We start from the raw sequence: 17,435 nt of genomic DNA, 5'->3' as shown, positions 1-17,435 counted from the left end.
GTTGGAGTGCTTCATGCGTCGTCGTTTGCTGCCCGTTCTCGTTGCTGCTGTCGCATTGGCCGCAGCCCTCCCTGGCACCGCTCAGGACCGCCTCAAGGTCGTCACCACCTTCACCATCATTGCCGACATGGCCCGCAACGTTGCCGGCGATGCGGCTGACGTCGTCTCGATCACCAAGCCTGGCGCCGAGATCCACAATTACCAGCCCACCCCGGGCGACTTGATCTCCGCCCAGGATGCCGACCTGATCCTGTGGAACGGGCTCAATCTCGAACAATGGTTCGAGCAGTTCCTGTCCAATCTGGGCGATGTGCCCTCGGCCGTTGTCACCGAAGGCGTGGAACCAATGGGCATTGGCGAAGGTCCCTACGCAGGCAAGCCAAACCCCCATGCCTGGATGTCGCCGACAGATGCGCTGATCTATGTCGAGAATATCCGCGCCGCTTTCGCGTCCGCCGATCCGACCAACGCCGCTACCTATGATGCGAATGCCAAGGCCTATGCAGCCGAGATCACCGCCACCGTGGCGCCGATCCGCGCCGCCATCGATGCCATTCCAGAGGAGCGCCGCTGGCTCGCCACCTCGGAAGGCGCCTTTTCCTATCTCACCCGCGATTTCGTCCTCAAGGAGCTCTATCTCTGGCCGATCAATGCCGACCAGCAGGGCACGCCGCAGCAGGTGCGTCTCGTCATCGACGCCGTGCGCGAAAACGCCGTGCCGGCAATCTTTTCGGAATCGACCATCTCTTCCAAACCGGCCGAACAGGTCGCCCGCGAGACCGGTATCAAATACGGCGGGGTGCTCTATGCGGATTCGCTGAGCGAGCCCGACGGCCCGGTGCCGACCTATCTCGACCTGCTCTCGGTCACCTCCAATACCATTGTCGAAGGCCTGACCCCATGAACGACATGAGCCAGAATACTGTCGTCTCGGGCCTCACGGTCAGCGACATCACCGTCGCCTATCGCAATGGCACCACCGCCATCAAGCATGCCAGCTTCTCGATCCCGCGCGGCTCGATCACGGCGCTGGTGGGGGTCAACGGCTCGGGCAAGTCGACGCTGTTCAAGGCCATCATGGGCTTTGTGCCGCTGGCCGGCGGCTCGGTGGACATTCTCGGCGTACCCGGCAAGCAGGCGCTGAAGCGCAATCTCGTCGCTTATGTGCCGCAGTCGGAAGACGTCGACTGGAATTTCCCGGTGCTGGTCGAGGACGTGGTGATGATGGGCCGCTATGGCCACATGGGCATGCTGCGCCGCCCCAAGAAGATCGACCACGCCATGGTCACTTCGGCGCTTGAACGCGTCAACATGCTCGAATTCCGCCACCGCCAGATCGGCGAACTCTCCGGCGGGCAGAAGAAGCGCGTCTTCCTCGCCCGGGCGCTGGCGCAGGAGGGCCAGGTGATCCTGCTCGACGAGCCCTTCACCGGCGTCGACGTCAAGACCGAGGATGCCATTGTCGACCTGCTGCGCGCCTTGCGCGACGAGGGCAAGGTCATGCTGGTTTCCACGCATAACCTCGGGTCGGTCCCCGAATTCTGCGACCGCACGGTACTGGTCAAGGGCACCGTGCTAGCCTCTGGCCCGACCTCGGAAATCTTCACCCGCGAATGGCTCGAAGAAACCTTCGGCGGCGCCCTGCGCCATTTCGTGCTGGCCGGCTCGGGCCTACATGACGACGACGATCCGCGCGCCATTTCGGTGCTGACCGACGATGAACGCCCGCTGGTCATGTATGGCGAGAAGGGCAAGATGACCACGCGCCAGTCCGACCCGGTGGACGACAAATGATCGAACATCTGCTGCTGCCCTTCAACTACCACTATATGATCAACGCCATGTGGGTTTCGGCCCTCGTGGGAGGCGTCTGCGCCTTCCTCTCGGCCTATCTGATGCTCAAAGGCTGGTCGCTGATCGGCGATGCGCTCTCCCATTCCATCGTCCCCGGCGTCGCCGGCGCCTATATGCTGGGTCTCCCCTTCTCCATCGGCGCCTTCTTCTCCGGTGGGCTCGCCGCCGGTGCTATGCTGTTTCTCACCCAGCGCACCAAGCTCAAGGAAGATGCCGTCATCGGCCTGATCTTCACCGCCTTTTTCGGCCTTGGCCTTTTCATGATCTCGCTGTCGCCCACCTCGGTGAATATCCAGACCATCGTCATGGGCAATATCCTCGCCGTCACTCCCGAGGACACGTTGCAGCTGGTGATCATTTCCGTGGTCACCCTCGCCGTCATGTTCTTCATCTGGAAGGACCTGATGGTCACCTTCTTCGACGAGAGCCATGCCCGCTCCATCGGCCTCAATCCGCCGCTGCTGCGGGTGATCTTCTTCACCCTGCTGGCCGCCTGCACCGTCGCTGCCATGCAGACCGTTGGCGCTTTCCTGGTCATCGCCATGGTGGTCACGCCCGGCGCCACGGCCTATCTGCTCACCGACCGCTTTCCGCGGCTTATCCTCATCGCCATTGCAGTGGGGACCCTCTCCTCCCTGATCGGCGCCTATATCAGCTTCTTCCTCGATGGCGCCACGGGCGGGGTCATCGTCGTGCTGCAGACCCTGGTGTTCCTCGCCGCCTTCTTCTTCGCCCCAAAGCACGGCATGCTCGCCGCCCGGCGCAAAGCGAAAGCGGAGATCGCCTCATGAGCGACTTCATCACCTATGCCTTCTGGCCATTCAGCTTTCCATTCATGACCCAGGCCATGGCCATTGCCGTCATGGTGTCCATCCCGACGGCGCTGCTGAGCTGCTTCCTCGTCCTCAAGGGCTGGTCGCTGATGGGTGACGCCATTTCCCACGCCGTGCTGCCCGGCGTGGTGTTGGCCTATATCGTCGGCCTGCCGCTCGGCGTGGGTGCCTTCGCCGCTGGCATGGGCTGCGCGCTGTCGGTCGGCTTCCTCAAGGAAAACTCCCGCATCAAGGAAGATACGGTGATGGGCGTGGTGTTTGCCGGCCTGTTTGGCCTCGGCATCGTGCTCTACACCTCGATCCAGACCGATGTGCATCTCGACCACATCCTGTTCGGCGACATCCTGGGCGTCTCGCCGGGCGACCTGATCCAGACCGGCATTATCGCCCTCGTCGTGACCCTCATTGTCCTCGCCAAATGGCGGGACCTGCTGCTCTTCACCTTCGATCCGCAGCAGGCCGGCGCCATCGGCCTGCCGGTGCGCTGGCTGCATTATGGCCTGCTCGCCCTGCTGTCCCTGACCATTGTCGCAGCGCTCACCGCCGTGGGCATCGTGCTGGTCATCGCTTTGCTGGTCGCCCCCGGCGCCATCGCCTATCTGATCTCCAAACGTTTCGCGCCGATGATGCTGATCGCGGTGACCGTCTCGGTCCTCAGCTCGCTGGTCGGCATCTATCTCAGCTTCTTCATCGACAGCGCCCCGGCCCCCACCATTGTCCTGCTGATGAGCGCGACTTTTGTGGTGACCTTCCTCGTCACCACAACCCGCAAACCCCTGGTGGTGGCCGTCTAGGCCACCCTCTATCCCCACCCCCTCCAGCTGGCCCGATACTCCTCCTCAAAGGAGTATCCCATGGACCACACGCCCCGCCTCACCCTGCCGCTGATCATGCCAAGCCAGGCGCAAAAGCATGTCACCCACAATGAAGCCATCCAGGCGCTCGACGCCCTAGTACAGCCCGTCGTCGAAAGCCGCGCGCTGACTACGCCGCCCACCCTGCCGCTGGAGGGCGAGGCCTGGATCGTGCCGGCCGGGGCCAGCGGCGCCTGGACCGGCCATGCCGACGAGATCGCCGCCTTCCAGTCCGGCGCCTGGCATTTCCTTGATCCCTCTGCCGGCTGGCAGGTCTTCGTCAAAGCCGACAAGACGCATTATGTCTTCGATACCGGCGCCTGGACGCCGCTGGCCTCATTGGGCTCCGGTCTCGGCACGCTCGGCATCAACACCAGCGCCGACAGCACCAACCGCCTCGCCGTCGCCTCCCCGGCAACGCTGCTCACCCACGCCGGCAGCGGCCATCAGGTCAAGATCAACAAGGCGGCTGCCGGTGACACAGCGAGCCTGCTCTACCAGAGCAACTGGTCCGGCCGCGCCGAAATGGGCCTCTCCGGCGACGATAATTGGCGCCTGAAAGTCAGCCCGGATGGCTCCAGCTGGATCAATGCCCTGACCGTCAATGCGGCCACCGGCATTGCCACGGTCGCTGCAAGTCTCCGTCCCGCTGCCGACAATGCCGTCACCCTCGGCGCCACCGGCGCCCGCTGGTCCAGCATCTGGTCGGCCACCGGCACGATCCAGACCTCGGACAGTCGGCAGAAGACCGATATCGAACCCAGCGACCTCGGTCTCGACTTCATCCTTGCGCTGGCGCCCATCAAATACCGCTGGATCGTGGGCGGCAGTGAGGATGGCGAAGCACGCTCCGGCCGCCGCAGCCATTATGGCTTCATGGCCCAGCAGGTGCTTGAGGCATTGGACGGCAAGGACTTCGCCGGCCATGTGCTCGCCGATCCATCCGACCCCGATAGCCAACAAGGCCTCCGCTACGACGCCTTCATCGCTCCGCTGGTGATGGCGGTACAGGAGTTGGAACTGCGTGTCAGGCAGCTCGAAGCTAGGTCCTCAAACCGCGGATGAGCGCCTTGATGCTCTTGCGGTAGTCCGCCAGTTCCTCCGGCGCGGCCAGGGCCGCCCGGTCGAACAGCGCGCCAAACAGATGCGCCAATGCGTTTACCGGCAGTTTCCGCAGGGCCCCGGCCTCCATGGCATCGCGCAGGCCGCAGATCAGCGTTTCCATGCCATGCCGCGCATCGATGGCATCCACTGCCGGCCGGCCCAGCACGGCGGGCGCATCGACCAGCAGGATCCGCCGCCGCCCGGCGTCCTGCATGGCATCGAGAAAGGCGTCACAGCCCGCCATCAACGCCTTGATCGGCCCCGGCTCGTCATCGCTCTCGCCCGCCGCATTGATCGCCATGGCCATCAGCAGATGCTCTTCCTCGACCACCGCGGTGAACAGCGCCAGCTTGTCGGCATAGTGGTGATAGAGCGCGCCGCGCGTCACCCCCGCCGCCGCGACGATTTCCGGCGTGCTGGTCTCGGCATAGCCCTTTTCGGCAAACAGTTTGCGCGCCGCTGATAGCAGCAGGCGCTGCGTCTGCTCGCGCCGCTCGGCCTGGGTTCGCCTCGATTCAACTTGCATGCATGCTGCCCGTATGTTACTTTGTCCTAATAGCTACATTCAGTATGTATCTTTTGTGACGCCATGACAAGGAACTCCCGATGCGTATCACCAGCCTATACCCGCTTTTCCAGGTGAAGGATGTCGAGGCCAGCGCCCGCTTCTACGAGACTCATTTCGGCTTTACCCGCATTTTCTCCAGCGACTGGTATGTGCAATTGCGTGCCACCGCCGACCACCCCTTCGAAATCGCCCTGATCGGCCAGGATCATGACAGCATTCCCGTCTCGGCGCAGGGCGCCAGCAAGAGTGTCATCCTCAGCCTTTATGTCGAGGACGCCGCTGCCGAGCTTGAACGGCTGATCGCCGCCGGGCTGACGATCACCCAGCCGCTGCGCGACGAAGTGTTCGGCCAGCGCCATTTCATCCTCGCCGATCCCGACGGCATCCTGATCGACGTCATCACGCCGATCGAGCCCGCCTGATCGCAAAACGCTCTGGCGCAAAGTCCGGCCTGCGGCTAGCCTGACATACGTACGTCAGGGAGGACTGTGCGCAATGACCACCAAGCGCCTCGGTGTCGGCTTTATCGGCACCGGCAATATTTCATCGGCCTATCTTCGCGCCATCATTGGCCACGACAGCCTGCCCGGCTTTCCGGTGCTCGACATCAAGGGCCTGGCCGACATGCGGCCCGAAGCCGCCCAGGCGCGGGCCAGCGAATTCGGCCTCGAGGCGATGAGCATCGAGGATATGCTGGCCGATTCCGAGATCGCGCTCATCGTCAACCTGACCATTCCCCGCGCGCATGCGGCCGTCGGACTGCGCGCTCTGACCGCCGGCAAACACGTCTATTCGGAAAAGCCTCTCGGCATCAATTTCACCGAGGGCAAGATCCTGCTCGACACAGCCAACAAGGCTGGTCTGCGCGTGGGCTCGGCCCCAGACACTTTCCTCGGCGGATCGCACCAACAGGCACGCGCCGTGGTCGATAGCGGCGCCCTGGGCCAGATCGTCGGCGGCACCGCCTTCATGCAGGTGCCCGGCCACGAGGCCTGGCATCCCGATCCGGCCTTTTACTATGATATCGGCGGCGGCCCGGTGCTCGACATGGGTCCCTATTACATCACGGATCTGGTCAATCTGCTCGGTCCGGTGGCCCGCGTCTCAGCCATGGCTTCGCGCCTGCGGCTGACCCGCCCGGTGCTGTCCGAGCCCAAGCAGGGACAGATCATGGATGTGAAGGTCGACACCCATGTCACTGGATCGCTGGGTTTTGCCAATGGCGCGGTGGTGCAGGTCGGCATGAGCTTTGATGTCGCCGCGCACAAGCATGTGCCGCTCGAACTCTATGGCACCGAGGCCAGCCTCATCGTGCCCGATCCCAATCTCTTTGGCGGCGATGTGGAATTCAAGAAGCGCGGTCGCGAGGAAGTCTGGACGCCAGTGCCGGTCACCCAGCCCTATGCCGACGGCAATTACCGCTCGCTGGGCGTCGCCGACATGGCGCAGGCCATTCTCGACAACCGCCCTCACCGCGCTAATGGCGACCTGGCGCTGCATGTGCTCGAAGTCATGGAAGCGTTCGAAGTGGCGTCGCGCGAGGGGCGGACCGTGGAGATCAGGACGCCGGTCGAGCGGCCGGAGCCGCTAGCGATGTCGCTGAAGGATGGACGGATCTAGACCGGACATCGCGCCCAGAAATCACCCCACCCTCAATCCCTCCCCATTCAGGGGAGGGAAGTCAGCGCTTTGTGGTCTCGGCTCTTTCTGTCCCTCCCCCTTGTGGGGAGGGTGGCCCCGAAGGGGTCGGGTGGGGGTTGCGATGGCTCAATAGGAGCCAAGGCCAAAATCACTCCCGCAGCGACAATCCCTTCGCCGCCTCGGCATCAAAATATACCGTCACCTCAACATCATTGGCGGCATCATAGACCCCATCGGCATATTGCCGCTGGCGCAGCGTCACCGTCTCCAGCGCATCATCGGACGCCAGATAGACGTAGTCAAAGCAATCGTCATAGCTGTCGAGATCGGGCCGGGCCTCAGCCATGGTCCGCTTGAAATCGTTGAGCTCCCGCCCGCCGATCGCACTGCCGTCGGCCCGGCGGATCGCGCGCAGATTGTCGATCCAGTTATAGCCAGACTGGCAGATCTGGCCGCCGGACAGCGTGGCCTTGTCGGTAAAGGCATAGTCGGTGTCGACGTCCCAATTGTTGCTGAGCTCGAAGCTGACGTCGTCGCCGGAAATGTCGAGATAGATTTCGCGCCAGGCGCAGCTCTGGTCCTGCCTGTCGTAGCACCAGGCCTCGCTCGACTGCATCAGCTGCGCCATATCGGCGCCAGACACCGGTTTTCCGGGCTTGTAGATGTCGACCAGAGCCTGCGTTTCGCTATCGAAAGCCAGAGCGGCAGAGCTCGTGGCCAGCGTCAGCGCCAGAGCGGCGAACAGCATCTTCATCGAAAGTCCTCCCGGATCATTGCCCGAGCATAGCAGCACGGCAGCATGGCGAAAGCGCGAACGCCCAACAGGGTTGACAGCGCGATCAAACGTAACAATTATAGTTACATGAAACGTTCCAGCCGCCTCTCGCTCGCCCTCCATGCCCTCGTCCACCTGCACAAGCAGCCCGACGAGGCCGTCACCTCCACCACCCTCGCCACCTGCCTGATGACCAATCCCGTCGTGGTGCGCCGCGCTCTGGGTGAACTTCGCGAAGCCGGCATTGTCGGCTCGACCAAGGGGCATGATGGTGGTTGGCGCCTGCTCCGCCCGGCGCAGGACATTACCCTCCGCGCCATTTATGCCGCCATGGGCGAAAGCCTGCTCATTCGCACCGAGAGCGATCCCGGCGACATCCAGTGCGGCATTGTCCGCACCGTCAATGTGGTCATGGGTGAGTTCATTGCCGATGCCGAGGCGCTGCTGGCGGCAAGGCTGGAGCGCGTTTCACTGGCCGATATCGCCAATGCGGCCACGCCCAACCCCCTTCACCCCCACCATGGAGCCCATCATCATGGATGATCTCATCGTCATCGGCGGCAGCTTTGCCGGTCTCGCCGGCGCGCTACAGCTGGTCCGCGCCCGTCGCAAGGTCACGGTCATCGACACCGGACTGCCGCGCAACCGCTTCGCGCCGCATTCGCATGGCCTACTCGGCCACGATCACAAGGCGCCGCTCGACATTCTCGCCGAAGCCCGCCAACAGTTGACCCGCTATCCGACGCTCAATCTGGTCAATGCCCGCGCCACCGCTATTGCCGGCGCGCTCGACGACTTTTCCGTCACCCTGGACTCCGGCGAGGTCCTTAAATCGCGTCGCATTCTTCTGGCCTATGGCATTGCCGACCAGATGCCGGACCTGCCCGGCTTTGCCGAATGCTGGGGCCAGTCTATCGTGCCCTGCCCCTATTGCGACGGCTTTGAAGTGGCTGGCAAGCATTGGGGCCTGTTGTGGTCCGGCCCGCATGCCGCCCATGCCGCCTCGCTGTTTCTCGACTGGACCGATCACCTGACCATCTTTGCCGATGGCCACGACATCGCCCCCGAAATCCGCGCCGATCTGGCGCGTCGCAACATCGAGCTGGTTGAAGGCAAGGTCACCGGTATCGCCCACCGGGACGGGCAGATTTCTGCCGTGACGCTCGACGGTGCCCGCTCCGTTGCGATCGACGTGCTGTTCGCCCATCCGCGCAACCGTCCCTCGGCCAATCTGCACGAGGCGCTGGGCATAGCACTGGTAGAGAACCCCCTGGGGGCGACGATCAAAATCGACGACCGCCGCGAAACCAATGTCCCCGGCATCTACGCCGCCGGCGACCTCGCCAACCCCATGGCCAGCGTGACGCTCGCGACCTCGCAAGGCGCCATGGCAGCGATCTTTGCGCAGCAGTCGATGCTCAAGTGAGGCTTGCGTGAACTTTGGAATGGTTCTAAACAATCTTTAGAACCATTCCAAACTATGATGCCGCCATGTTCTCGCTTCTGCCCGATAGCCGCCGCGCCTTCACCTCGCTTTCCGAACGCGAAATCCTCTCGCTGGCCGTCGCCGCCGAGGAGGAGGATGGCCGCATTTATTCCGAATTCGCCACGCGGTTGGCTGAGACCTATCCCGGCTCGGCGGCCCTGTTCGAAGGCATGGCTGCGGAAGAAGACGAGCATCGCCGCCGCCTGCTAGACCTCTATGTCGCCCGCTTCGGCACCCGCCTGGTGCCGATCCGCCGCGAGCATGTGAGGGGCTTTCTCACCCGCAAGCCGATCTGGCTGATGAAGACATTGTCGCTGGAAACCGTGCGCCAGCAGGTCTGGGAAATGGAGGAAGGCGCCTATCGCTTCTATATGGAAGCGGCCAAGCAGGTGACCGACGCCGGCATCCGGAAGCTGCTCGGCGACCTCGCCGCGCAGGAGCGCAAGCATGCCGATGCCGCCGACCGCATCGATGCTGCGACCCTCGGTGCCGAAGGCCGCCACCTCGAAAAAGGCGAAAGCCACCGCCAGTTCGTCCTGACCTATGTGCAGCCGGGCCTCGCCGGGCTGATGGATGGTTCGGTCTCCACCCTGGCACCGGTGTTTGCCGCCGCCTTTGCCACCGGCGACACGCACCAGACCTTCCTCGTCGGCCTCGCCGCCGCCATTGGCGCCGGCATTTCCATGGGCTTCACCGAGGCTGCCTCCGACGACGGCAAGCTGACCGGTCGCGGTTCCCCGATCAAGCGCGGCCTCGCCGCCGGCATCATGACCGCCCTGGGCGGGCTGGGCCATGCGCTGCCCTATCTGATCCACGATTTCGCCGTGGCCACGACGGTCGCCGTGGTCGTGGTCCTGCTCGAACTCTGGGCCATCGCCTTCATCCAGAACCGCTACATGAAGACCCCATTCTGGCGGGCGGTGATGCAGGTGGTGCTGGGCGGCTCGCTGGTGTTTGCGGCCGGGATCCTGATCGGCAACGCCTAGCCGGCCTTGTTGCGCTCCCGCGACGCTTCGGCCAAAGCCCGCTTCTCCGCCTTGCGCTCGGCCGCCAATTTCGCCGCGTCATCGCCCAGATGCGCCGCGCCGCGTTGTTTGGCCAGGTCCATCTGCTTTTGCCGCTCGGCGGCAGCGGCATGTTTTTCCGCTTCGCCGACGCAATGCGGGCAGGAAACGCCTTCGACGTAATCCGGGCTTTCGCGATCCTCACTCGTCAATGGGTGCCGGCAGGCGCGGCACAGGGTGGCGTCGCCCTCGACCAGGCCATGGCCGACCGAAACGCGCTCATCAAAGACGAAACATTCGCCGGCAAAGCGGCTTTCCGCCTCCGGCACCACTTCGAGATATTTGAGGATTCCGCCCTTGAGGTGGAACACCTCCTCGAAGCCCTGGCTCAGCAGGTATGAGGACGCTTTTTCGCAGCGGATGCCGCCAGTGCAGAACATGGCGACCTTCTTGTCGCGCGCCGGATCGAGGTGTTCCGCGACATAGTGCTTGAACTCGGTAAAGCTCTTGGTCGCCGGATCGAGCGCGCGCTGGAAGGTGCCCAGCCCTACTTCATAGTCATTGCGCGTATCGACCAGCACCACGTCATTGCGCTCGATCAGGCTGTTCCAGTCCTGCGCCTCGACATAGGTGCCGACCGTCTTGGCCGGATTGGCCTCGGGAGCCCGCAGCGTCACGATCTCCGGCTTCAGCCGCACCTTCATGCGCAGGAAGGGCATTTCGCTGGCCGTCGAATATTTGACCTCGGCCCCCGCCAACCGCTGACCAAACACCTCGCCGCCAAACAGAAATTCCGCCAGCGCGTCGATCGCTTCCACGGTCCCCGCCACCGTGCCATTGATGCCTTCCGGCGCCAGGATCAGCGTGCCGCGGATATCGCGGGCACAGCAGAATTTGGCCAGCACGGGCTGGATCGCCTCGGCATCCGGCAGGTCCGCAAATTTATAGATTGCCATCACCTTGTATGGCAGCTGGGTCTGGGGCAGATTGGCGTGCATAGTGGCCGGTTTCTGTTTCATCGGCCCGCTCATACCATTGCCCGGCCACTGGGACCAATCGAGATTTGGTCCGGGGCCAAATCGCAAATTCTCGGGAGACGACCATGACCTATCGGGCCGATACGGCACGCTATGACACGATGCAATACCGCCGCTCGGGCAAGTCCGGCCTGAAACTGCCGGTGATCAGCCTCGGCCTCTGGCAGAATTTCGGCGGCACGCGCGACTATCCCTCGGCCATGGAAATCCTCGGCTATGCCTTCGACCAGGGCGTCACCCATTTCGACCTGGCCAACAACTACGGCCCCCCGGCCGGCTCGTCCGAAGAGCTGTTCGGCCAGGTGATGGCGCGCGATTTCCGCCCCTATCGTGACGAGTTGATCATTTCCACCAAGGCCGGCTACACCATGTGGCCCGGCCCCTATGGCGATCTCGGCAGCCGCAAATATCTCCTCGCCAGCCTCGACCAGTCGCTGACCCGCATGGGCCTCGACTATGTCGATATCTTCTATTCGCACCGCTATGACCCAGAGACCCCGCTCGAGGAAACCATGGGCGCGCTGGCCCATGCCGTCCGCTCAGGCAAGGCGCTCTATGTCGGCATTTCCTCCTATCCCGAGAAGGAAACCCGCGAGGCCCATCGCATCCTCAAGGAAATGGGCGTCGCCACCACCATCCACCAGCCCAGCTATTCGATGATCAACCGCTGGATCGAGAATGATCACACGATCGACGCCTGTGGCGAGCTCGGCGTCGGCATGATCGCCTTTTCGCCGCTGGCCCAGGGCGTGCTCTCGGGCAAATACAACAGCAAGACGGACGCCGAAGGCACGCGGGGCGGCAATCCCAATGGCACGCTCCGCGCCAGCCATATCGAGCCACGCGTGCTCGAGGCGGTCGACCAGGTTGCCGAGATTGCCCGCTCGCGCGGCCAGTCCATGGTGCAGCTGGCACTGAGCTGGGTGCTCCGCCGGCCGGAAATGACCTCGGCGCTGATCGGGGTGCGCAATCTCGAACAGCTCAAGGACAATCTCGGCGTGCTCAACAACCTCGACCTGACACCCGAGGAAATCGCCAAAATCGACGAAGCCACCAAAAATGGTCAGATGGAATTGCACCCACGACCAAGTGGCTGGCTCCGCTGAAGAAACAAAACGGCGTTCTAAGTAGTATTCCGTATTATGCCTGCATTTTGGCAAAATCCCCTAGCCTGACGTTAACTTCGGGTGCGACTGTGTTGCACCCGAAGTCTATTTTCCGCGTTGACGCTCCACTTGTTTCAAGGAGCGGACAATGCGTACCAGGAGCTATATCTCGGCGGCGGCCCTCGCGGCTGCCCTCATCACCGCCCCCCAGCTGGCCCAGGCACAGGGCCTCGGGCTCAACCTCAATGTCGGCGGCGATTCCGGTCTTGGCGTCGGCGTCAATGTCGGCACCGGCAATGGGCTGGGCATTGACGCTGGCGTCAGTGCCGGTGGCAGCAATGGGCTCAATGTCGGTGCTGGCGCCAATGTCGGTGGCAATGGCGGCGGCATCAGTGTCGATGCCGGTGGCAGCGCTGGCGGCTCGGGCTCCAGCAACAATCTCGTCGATATCGACATCGGCGATACGCGGCCTAGCACCGGCCCCAATGGCGGCAGCCTGATTGATCTCGACGCCTTCAACAATGCGCTCGATAATCCCAATATGGGCAGCGGCGATCTGATCGATATTGATATCGATACGCTCAATCCCGGCCCGACGGGCGGCAGCGGTGTGGGCGTCGGCGTCAATGTCGGCAATAGCGCCCCGGCCTCCGGCGGCAGCAACAATCTGATCACCGGCGATATCCGCCTTGGCGCCATCGGTGGCGACGCGCCGCGTGCCGATGCGCTGCTCGGCCTGGTCAATACGCCCAACCTTGCCGACATCGACCTCGATGCGACGATCGATGACCGCAATGTCTCCATTATCGGCGTCGGCGACCTGCTCGGCAGCGAAGGCCTGGCCAATCTGCAGGCCAATCTCGACCTCGATTCTGCCGGCCGCGACGAATTGCTCGAGGCTCTGAATGGCAGCGATGTCTTGGGCTCGATCCTCGGCAATCAGGGCGTCGACCTCTCCGACGTGCTGGCCGTGCAGGTCGCCGAAAACGGCGCCACGCAGGTCATCGTGCTCGATGACACGATCGACCTGGCATTGCTCGGCAATGGAGGCAATCTGGTTGACCTCAATGTGCCCGATCTCGCCAATCTTAATGTCGATGCCATGACCGATGCCGAACTGGCGCTGATCGATCTGGACCTCCTGCCGGCCGAGCTGCGCACCGCGGTCCAGCTGCGCCTGTTGGGCAATGACAATGAGGTGCTGGCGCTGAACCTCGGCGATCTTGGCACGCTCGACATCAGCGCCCTGACCGACATGCAGCTGGCCCAGATCAACCTCGACCTGCTGGCGGAAGCGCTGCGCAACGAAGTCGAAATTCGCCTTGGCGGCGCCAATGGCAATCTGGCCGATGTCGATGCGGGCAATCTCGGCGCCATTGATATCGATGCGCTGAGCAATGAAGAGCTGGCCGAACTCGACCTCAACCTCCTGCCCGAAGCGCTGCGTACGCAGGTGATCCTGCGCCTGCTCGGCACCGGTGGCGATCTGGCCGACCTCAGTGCTGGCGATCTCGCCAATCTCAACCTCGACCTGCTATCCGACCAGGAACTGGCCGAGATCGACCTCGACCTGCTGCCGGAAAGCCTGCAGACGGCCGTCGAAGTCCGCCTGCTCGACAATGACGGCACGCTGGCCGATGTCAGCGTCGGCGACCTTGCCGATATCAGTCTTGGCACCACCCCAGCGACAGGTACCGGCACAGGCGGGACTGGTGGAACGGGTGGCACGGCTGGCGGAGGCGATACCGGCGGCACTGGCACTGGCGGCACAGGAACAGGCACCGGTACCGGTGGAACTGAAACTGGAACTGGAACTGGAACTGGAACTGGTTCAGGCACCGGCGGCAGTAATGGTGGCAATGGCGGAACCGGCACATCCGGCGGCTCTACGGGCGGCGGGGCCACCGGCGGCGGCAATAGTGGGACCGGCAATACTAGTGCCGGCACCAGCGTTCCCGGCACGCGCACCGATGCCACGGCCACGGGCTCGATCGGCACCACTTCCTCTGCCTCGGCCGGCAAAAGCTTCAATATCGCCGCGCTCGACTGCGACATCGGCGTGCTGGCCCTCGCCCAGGGCAGTCCGGCCTCTGCCGCAACCATCGCCAGCGCCAAGAGCCTCGAACTGGTCCGCATCGAAGGCTGCGAGCGCAACCTCGTCGATCCGCAGGTGGGCAATCTGCAATCGGCTCTAGAAGCCAATCCGGCCATTTCGGCCGTCCTCGACGGCGCGGAAATCCCGCTCGATCAGGTGATAGGCGCCACCGTCCAGGCTGGCATACTGACCCTGTTCATTGATCCAGTGGTGATCTAGCGCCCAGGACCAGCCGTCTCCTCCCGGCTGGGTCCTTTCTTTGTTTCGGCACGGTGCCCAGCCATCACCCCACCCGACCCCTCCGGGCCACCCTCCCCATTCAGGGGAGGGAATTGTGAGTTCAGCGGCCTCGATCTTTCTTATCCCTCCCCCTTGTAGGGAGGGTGGCCCCAAAGGGGGTCGGGTGGGGGGGTACGCGCCGTACAAGCCGCAGCCTGCTACCCCCTGCTTTGATGCACGTAGCCGTGCACACTGGCCGGCACTTCCACCTTCAACCACTCGCGAAACGCCCGCAGCTTGTGCGTTTCACGACGCCCCTTGGCCGTCACCAGGTAATAGCCCTGGGGCCCTTCCACCGGCTGCTCGAAGGGGCGCACCAGCCGACCGTCGCTCACCGCATCGGCGCTCATCATGTCAGCCATCATCAGCACGCCCTGTTCGGAAATCGCCGCATCCACCGCCAGCGAGGCATCGCTATAGGTCGGACCCACCGCCAGCTTCAGCGCTGGATCGAGCCCCACCTCGGCGCGCCAGGCCTCCCAGCTCAACATGGTGGTCTCGTCCTGGATCACCGGCACCTGCGCCAGATCCTCCGGGCGCTTCAGGAGCTTCGCCACCGGTGGCGCGCAGACCGGCTGATATTGGGTGCCGCCGATCAGCTCGGCATTGAGCCCCGCCCAATTGCCATGGCCATAGCGGATGCCGCAGTCCACATCGGGCCGGCTGAGGTCGAGCATGGTGGCCGTCACATTAAGCCGCACCTCTACATCGGGATGGAGCGCGGTGAACTTGTTGATGCGCCAGATCAGCCAACGCGAGGCAAAGACGCTGCCCACCGTCAGGTTCAGCACGCCCTCGTCGGTCCCCTTGAGCGCCGCCAGCCCGTCCTGCAACGCGGCAAAACCGGAGGTCAGTTGCGGCAGCACGGCCCGCAAGCCCGGTGTCGGCCGGAGCCCAGCCGAGGTGCGCTCGAACAATTCCATGCCCAACCGCTCCTCGGCGCGGCGCAAATGCTGGCTGACCGCGCCAATGGTCACGCCCAATTCTTCGGCTGCCGGCGCTAGCGCGCCGCGTCGGGCGACGATCTCGATGGCGCGCAACGCATTGAGCGGAATGGGAAAGGGTGAAGCCATATAGATTTTCTACAATGATCGCGTAACCTTGTCCATTGTGATGCCCGCAGCGCAAGCGCATATCAGGCACATGCCGTCAATACGACCCGAAAGGAGGCACAAAATGTCAAATCTGCTCAAACTGTTCCACCGCCTCGTCGCGGTCATGCTGTCCACCGAGCGGACCACGCTCGATCCAGACAGCATGTCCCTGCACGACTGGGCGGATCTGCCGGCGCATCACCCCTCGCGCGACCGCGCGCCGTGCTGAGGCCACAATCGGGCCTTTGAAGAGAGGGATAGAAAATCCCGCCCTTCAAGGAGCTCCCGATGATCCGATCCCTCGCCGCACTGGCCACCCTGGCTCTTCTCACCGGCAGCGTCATTGCCCAGGAGGCCGTGGCGCCACCGGCGGCGTCCGACATCGTCATCGACCCGGCCGCGACGCTCAATACCTCGCCCAAGCAGGCCAATATGCTGACCGGCTTTTATGCCACCCAGGCGGTGATCGAGCTCTGCTCGGTGTCGGTCGAGCCGGACGTGCTGGAAGGCATGGCCGCCGATCGCACCCGCCTCGAAACCGCACTCAGCATGGATGCCGCCGCATCCGCCTCAGCCTATGCCCAGGTCAAGGCCGACGTCGAAAAAACCACGCCGGATTGCACCGATGGCAGCACCGACCGCATCAGCGTCGACGCCGTGACCGCGATTTACAAGGCGCAGTCTGCCGCGGCACCGGCTGACCCAGCCACCGCCGCAACGCCAGCGGTTCCAGCGGCGGCAGCCACTCCAGCTGCGCCCGCTACGCCTGCCGTTCCCGCGCAGTAGCCGCACCCACATCACCCTCGGGCTCGCCCGAGGGTGGCTTCACTCGCAAATCCGCGCCTGACAGCTCTCGCCATGGCACCCGAGATCAAGATGCAGGTGATCATGGTGCTCGGCATTGGCCTCCGGCCCCAGCACCGTCATAAAGCCGCCACAGGCCGCGTCATGCGCCAGCCGCAGCAACCGGCCTTCCGGCGCCGTGGCCTTGGCCCAATCCGCCTCGACGCCAATCTTGCGCCCATCCTCCAGCGTGAACCCGGTCACATCCACCGCATTGGCAAAGCCGTGCTCTGAGATAGACGCCTCGTCACCGCCATTGCGCGCCCGGCACATATAGCTGGTGCCGGTATCAACGCTAGCCAATCGGCTCTCCAGCATCGCCTCGGCATAGCCATCGACATCCGCCACCCAGTCGGGCAGCGCCGAGGCCATCTGGCAATTGGTCGTCACCGGACTGGACAGCGGCACCATCCGTCCCCGGCTCAATACTGCCGTCACCACCAGCGGCGAGTGTTCACCACAGATCCCCTCACTCAGCGGCGGCGCCATTTCTGCCTCGACCAACCCCTGGATTACCGCCGGACAGGCGACCTGGTAGACGCGATCGCGCTCGGTACTCGCAATGGGCTCAGGCTCCGGTGCAGGCGTCTCCGGCGCCCCTTCCTCCTCCGCCACCACCGGCGGCGTCACCACCGGTGCGCTTGGCAAATCCGGTGGCCGTGGCCGCGGCACCGGCGCAATTTCCGCCGGTGTCGGGGCTGTGCTCTGTGGCGGTTTCGGCCGCTCGCTGCCTTGTGTGAACTGGTCCACCATATCCTGCAGCGGTGTCAGGAAATCCTGCGCCAGCACCGGCGTGGTGAGCAGCAGCGGGGCGAGGGCGATCAGCTTGAAATGACTATGCATGTGCCTCCAACGCGCGAGC

Annotated in this window: 19 protein-coding genes; 14 read left to right on the top strand and 5 right to left on the bottom strand. The window is 63.8% G+C overall.

Annotated features, from left to right (window positions below):
* Positions 1 to 13: 13 nt before the first annotated feature.
* The 5 genes from BM045_RS00435 to BM045_RS00415 are packed head-to-tail and all read left to right on the top strand — an operon-like array spanning position 14 to position 4,606.
* Positions 14 to 904, top strand: a complete 891-nt coding sequence (locus tag BM045_RS00435; RefSeq protein ID WP_092179049.1) for a metal ABC transporter substrate-binding protein — start codon at positions 14 to 16, stop codon at positions 902 to 904.
* The gene (locus tag BM045_RS00430; protein WP_280139411.1) at positions 901 to 1,794 is read left to right on the top strand and encodes a manganese/iron ABC transporter ATP-binding protein; all 894 of its coding nucleotides are present in this window, start codon (positions 901 to 903) and stop codon (positions 1,792 to 1,794) included. Before BM045_RS00435 ends, BM045_RS00430 begins: the two co-directional genes overlap by 4 nt.
* Complete coding sequence (locus tag BM045_RS00425; protein WP_092179048.1) at positions 1,791 to 2,645, top strand: metal ABC transporter permease; 855 nt, start codon at positions 1,791 to 1,793, stop codon at positions 2,643 to 2,645. Before BM045_RS00430 ends, BM045_RS00425 begins: the two co-directional genes overlap by 4 nt.
* A complete protein-coding gene (locus BM045_RS00420; protein WP_092179047.1) occupies positions 2,642 to 3,481 on the top strand; it encodes a metal ABC transporter permease in 840 nt (279 codons plus the stop codon). Before BM045_RS00425 ends, BM045_RS00420 begins: the two co-directional genes overlap by 4 nt.
* Positions 3,482 to 3,541: 60 nt before the next feature.
* Positions 3,542 to 4,606 (top strand): DUF2793 domain-containing protein, encoded by a 1,065-nt coding sequence (locus BM045_RS00415; RefSeq protein ID WP_092179046.1) that lies wholly within the window; start codon positions 3,542 to 3,544, stop codon positions 4,604 to 4,606.
* Here BM045_RS00415 and BM045_RS00410 read toward each other — a convergent pair.
* Complete coding sequence (locus BM045_RS00410; RefSeq protein WP_092179045.1) at positions 4,584 to 5,171, bottom strand: TetR/AcrR family transcriptional regulator; 588 nt, start codon at positions 5,169 to 5,171, stop codon at positions 4,584 to 4,586. The genes BM045_RS00415 and BM045_RS00410 overlap by 23 nt on opposite strands.
* A gap of 80 nt (positions 5,172 to 5,251) precedes the next feature.
* Here BM045_RS00410 and BM045_RS00405 point away from each other — a divergent pair, with 80 nt between their 5' ends.
* The gene (locus BM045_RS00405) at positions 5,252 to 5,635 is read left to right on the top strand and encodes a VOC family protein (RefSeq protein WP_092179044.1); all 384 of its coding nucleotides are present in this window, start codon (positions 5,252 to 5,254) and stop codon (positions 5,633 to 5,635) included.
* 73 nt (positions 5,636 to 5,708) lie between these two features.
* Complete coding sequence (locus tag BM045_RS00400; protein WP_092179043.1) at positions 5,709 to 6,833, top strand: Gfo/Idh/MocA family protein; 1,125 nt, start codon at positions 5,709 to 5,711, stop codon at positions 6,831 to 6,833.
* Between the two features lie 169 nt (positions 6,834 to 7,002).
* Here BM045_RS00400 and BM045_RS00395 read toward each other — a convergent pair whose 3' ends face one another.
* Positions 7,003 to 7,608, bottom strand: coding sequence for a hypothetical protein (locus BM045_RS00395; RefSeq protein ID WP_092179042.1), 606 nt, complete (start codon positions 7,606 to 7,608; stop codon positions 7,003 to 7,005).
* A gap of 108 nt (positions 7,609 to 7,716) precedes the next feature.
* Between BM045_RS00395 and BM045_RS00390 the strand changes: the two genes are divergently transcribed.
* The 3 genes from BM045_RS00390 (at position 7,717) to mbfA (ending at position 10,101) form a co-directional block, all read left to right on the top strand.
* Complete coding sequence (locus tag BM045_RS00390; protein WP_092179041.1) at positions 7,717 to 8,172, top strand: Rrf2 family transcriptional regulator; 456 nt, start codon at positions 7,717 to 7,719, stop codon at positions 8,170 to 8,172.
* Positions 8,165 to 9,055, top strand: coding sequence for an NAD(P)/FAD-dependent oxidoreductase (locus BM045_RS00385; RefSeq protein WP_092180696.1), 891 nt, complete (start codon positions 8,165 to 8,167; stop codon positions 9,053 to 9,055). The genes BM045_RS00390 and BM045_RS00385 overlap by 8 nt, the downstream gene beginning before the upstream one ends.
* A gap of 65 nt (positions 9,056 to 9,120) precedes the next feature.
* Positions 9,121 to 10,101 carry an iron exporter MbfA gene (mbfA, locus tag BM045_RS00380; protein ID WP_092179040.1) on the top strand — a complete coding sequence of 327 codons (981 nt, stop codon included), beginning with the start codon at positions 9,121 to 9,123 and terminating at the stop codon, positions 10,099 to 10,101.
* Here mbfA and BM045_RS00375 read toward each other — a convergent pair.
* Positions 10,098 to 11,138 carry an oxygen-dependent tRNA uridine(34) hydroxylase TrhO gene (locus BM045_RS00375; RefSeq protein ID WP_244522827.1) on the bottom strand — a complete coding sequence of 347 codons (1,041 nt, stop codon included), beginning with the start codon at positions 11,136 to 11,138 and terminating at the stop codon, positions 10,098 to 10,100. The genes mbfA and BM045_RS00375 overlap by 4 nt on opposite strands.
* An 83-nt stretch (positions 11,139 to 11,221) precedes the next feature.
* Here BM045_RS00375 and BM045_RS00370 point away from each other — a divergent pair, with 83 nt between their 5' ends.
* Both BM045_RS00370 and BM045_RS00365 read left to right on the top strand, forming a co-directional pair.
* On the top strand, positions 11,222 to 12,262 hold the full coding sequence (locus tag BM045_RS00370; RefSeq protein ID WP_092179039.1) for an aldo/keto reductase: 1,041 nt from the start codon (positions 11,222 to 11,224) through the stop codon (positions 12,260 to 12,262).
* Positions 12,263 to 12,410: 148 nt separating this feature from the next.
* Complete coding sequence (locus BM045_RS00365) at positions 12,411 to 14,576, top strand: autotransporter outer membrane beta-barrel domain-containing protein (RefSeq protein ID WP_092179038.1); 2,166 nt, start codon at positions 12,411 to 12,413, stop codon at positions 14,574 to 14,576.
* 218 nt (positions 14,577 to 14,794) lie between these two features.
* Here BM045_RS00365 and BM045_RS00360 read toward each other — a convergent pair whose 3' ends face one another.
* Complete coding sequence (locus BM045_RS00360; RefSeq protein ID WP_092179037.1) at positions 14,795 to 15,709, bottom strand: LysR substrate-binding domain-containing protein; 915 nt, start codon at positions 15,707 to 15,709, stop codon at positions 14,795 to 14,797.
* A gap of 103 nt (positions 15,710 to 15,812) precedes the next feature.
* On the opposite strand from BM045_RS00360, the gene BM045_RS18800 reads away from it, so the two are divergent.
* Together BM045_RS18800 and BM045_RS00355 are read left to right on the top strand one after the other, a co-directional pair.
* Positions 15,813 to 15,959 (top strand): hypothetical protein, encoded by a 147-nt coding sequence (locus tag BM045_RS18800; RefSeq protein ID WP_170848308.1) that lies wholly within the window; start codon positions 15,813 to 15,815, stop codon positions 15,957 to 15,959.
* 59 nt (positions 15,960 to 16,018) lie between these two features.
* A complete protein-coding gene (locus BM045_RS00355; RefSeq protein WP_092179036.1) occupies positions 16,019 to 16,516 on the top strand; it encodes a hypothetical protein in 498 nt (165 codons plus the stop codon).
* Positions 16,517 to 16,555: 39 nt separating this feature from the next.
* On the opposite strand, the gene BM045_RS00350 is transcribed toward BM045_RS00355, so the two are convergent.
* A complete protein-coding gene (locus BM045_RS00350; RefSeq protein ID WP_170848307.1) occupies positions 16,556 to 17,416 on the bottom strand; it encodes an extensin-like domain-containing protein in 861 nt (286 codons plus the stop codon).
* Positions 17,417 to 17,435: the final 19 nt, after the last annotated feature.

The organism is Devosia sp. YR412, from assembly GCF_900110945.1.
Taxonomy (GTDB): Bacteria; Pseudomonadota; Alphaproteobacteria; order Rhizobiales; family Devosiaceae; genus Devosia.
This window is presented reverse-complemented; position numbering and strand designations above follow the sequence as displayed.

Bases quoted from the DNA above. Each gene is read 5' to 3' on its own strand.
- BM045_RS00405 (WP_092179044.1), top strand. From the start codon at position 5,252: ATGCGTATCACCAGCCTATACCCGCTTTTCCAGGTGAAGGATGTCGAG.
- BM045_RS00365 (WP_092179038.1), top strand. From the start codon at position 12,411: ATGCGTACCAGGAGCTATATCTCGGCGGCGGCCCTCGCGGCTGCCCTC.
- BM045_RS00410 (WP_092179045.1), bottom strand. From the start codon at position 5,171: ATGCAAGTTGAATCGAGGCGAACCCAGGCCGAGCGGCGCGAGCAGACG.
- BM045_RS00395 (WP_092179042.1), bottom strand. From the start codon at position 7,608: ATGAAGATGCTGTTCGCCGCTCTGGCGCTGACGCTGGCCACGAGCTCT.
- BM045_RS00350 (WP_170848307.1), bottom strand. From the start codon at position 17,416: ATGCATAGTCATTTCAAGCTGATCGCCCTCGCCCCGCTGCTGCTCACC.
- BM045_RS00355 (WP_092179036.1), top strand. From the start codon at position 16,019: ATGATCCGATCCCTCGCCGCACTGGCCACCCTGGCTCTTCTCACCGGC.
- BM045_RS00390 (WP_092179041.1), top strand. From the start codon at position 7,717: ATGAAACGTTCCAGCCGCCTCTCGCTCGCCCTCCATGCCCTCGTCCAC.
- BM045_RS00370 (WP_092179039.1), top strand. From the start codon at position 11,222: ATGACCTATCGGGCCGATACGGCACGCTATGACACGATGCAATACCGC.
- BM045_RS00430 (WP_280139411.1), top strand. From the start codon at position 901: ATGAACGACATGAGCCAGAATACTGTCGTCTCGGGCCTCACGGTCAGC.
- BM045_RS00420 (WP_092179047.1), top strand. From the start codon at position 2,642: ATGAGCGACTTCATCACCTATGCCTTCTGGCCATTCAGCTTTCCATTC.
- BM045_RS00425 (WP_092179048.1), top strand. From the start codon at position 1,791: ATGATCGAACATCTGCTGCTGCCCTTCAACTACCACTATATGATCAAC.
- BM045_RS00375 (WP_244522827.1), bottom strand. From the start codon at position 11,138: ATGAAACAGAAACCGGCCACTATGCACGCCAATCTGCCCCAGACCCAG.
- BM045_RS18800 (WP_170848308.1), top strand. From the start codon at position 15,813: ATGTCAAATCTGCTCAAACTGTTCCACCGCCTCGTCGCGGTCATGCTG.
- BM045_RS00385 (WP_092180696.1), top strand. From the start codon at position 8,165: ATGGATGATCTCATCGTCATCGGCGGCAGCTTTGCCGGTCTCGCCGGC.
- BM045_RS00415 (WP_092179046.1), top strand. From the start codon at position 3,542: ATGGACCACACGCCCCGCCTCACCCTGCCGCTGATCATGCCAAGCCAG.
- BM045_RS00435 (WP_092179049.1), top strand. From the start codon at position 14: ATGCGTCGTCGTTTGCTGCCCGTTCTCGTTGCTGCTGTCGCATTGGCC.
- mbfA (WP_092179040.1), top strand. From the start codon at position 9,121: ATGTTCTCGCTTCTGCCCGATAGCCGCCGCGCCTTCACCTCGCTTTCC.
- BM045_RS00400 (WP_092179043.1), top strand. From the start codon at position 5,709: ATGACCACCAAGCGCCTCGGTGTCGGCTTTATCGGCACCGGCAATATT.
- BM045_RS00360 (WP_092179037.1), bottom strand. From the start codon at position 15,709: ATGGCTTCACCCTTTCCCATTCCGCTCAATGCGTTGCGCGCCATCGAG.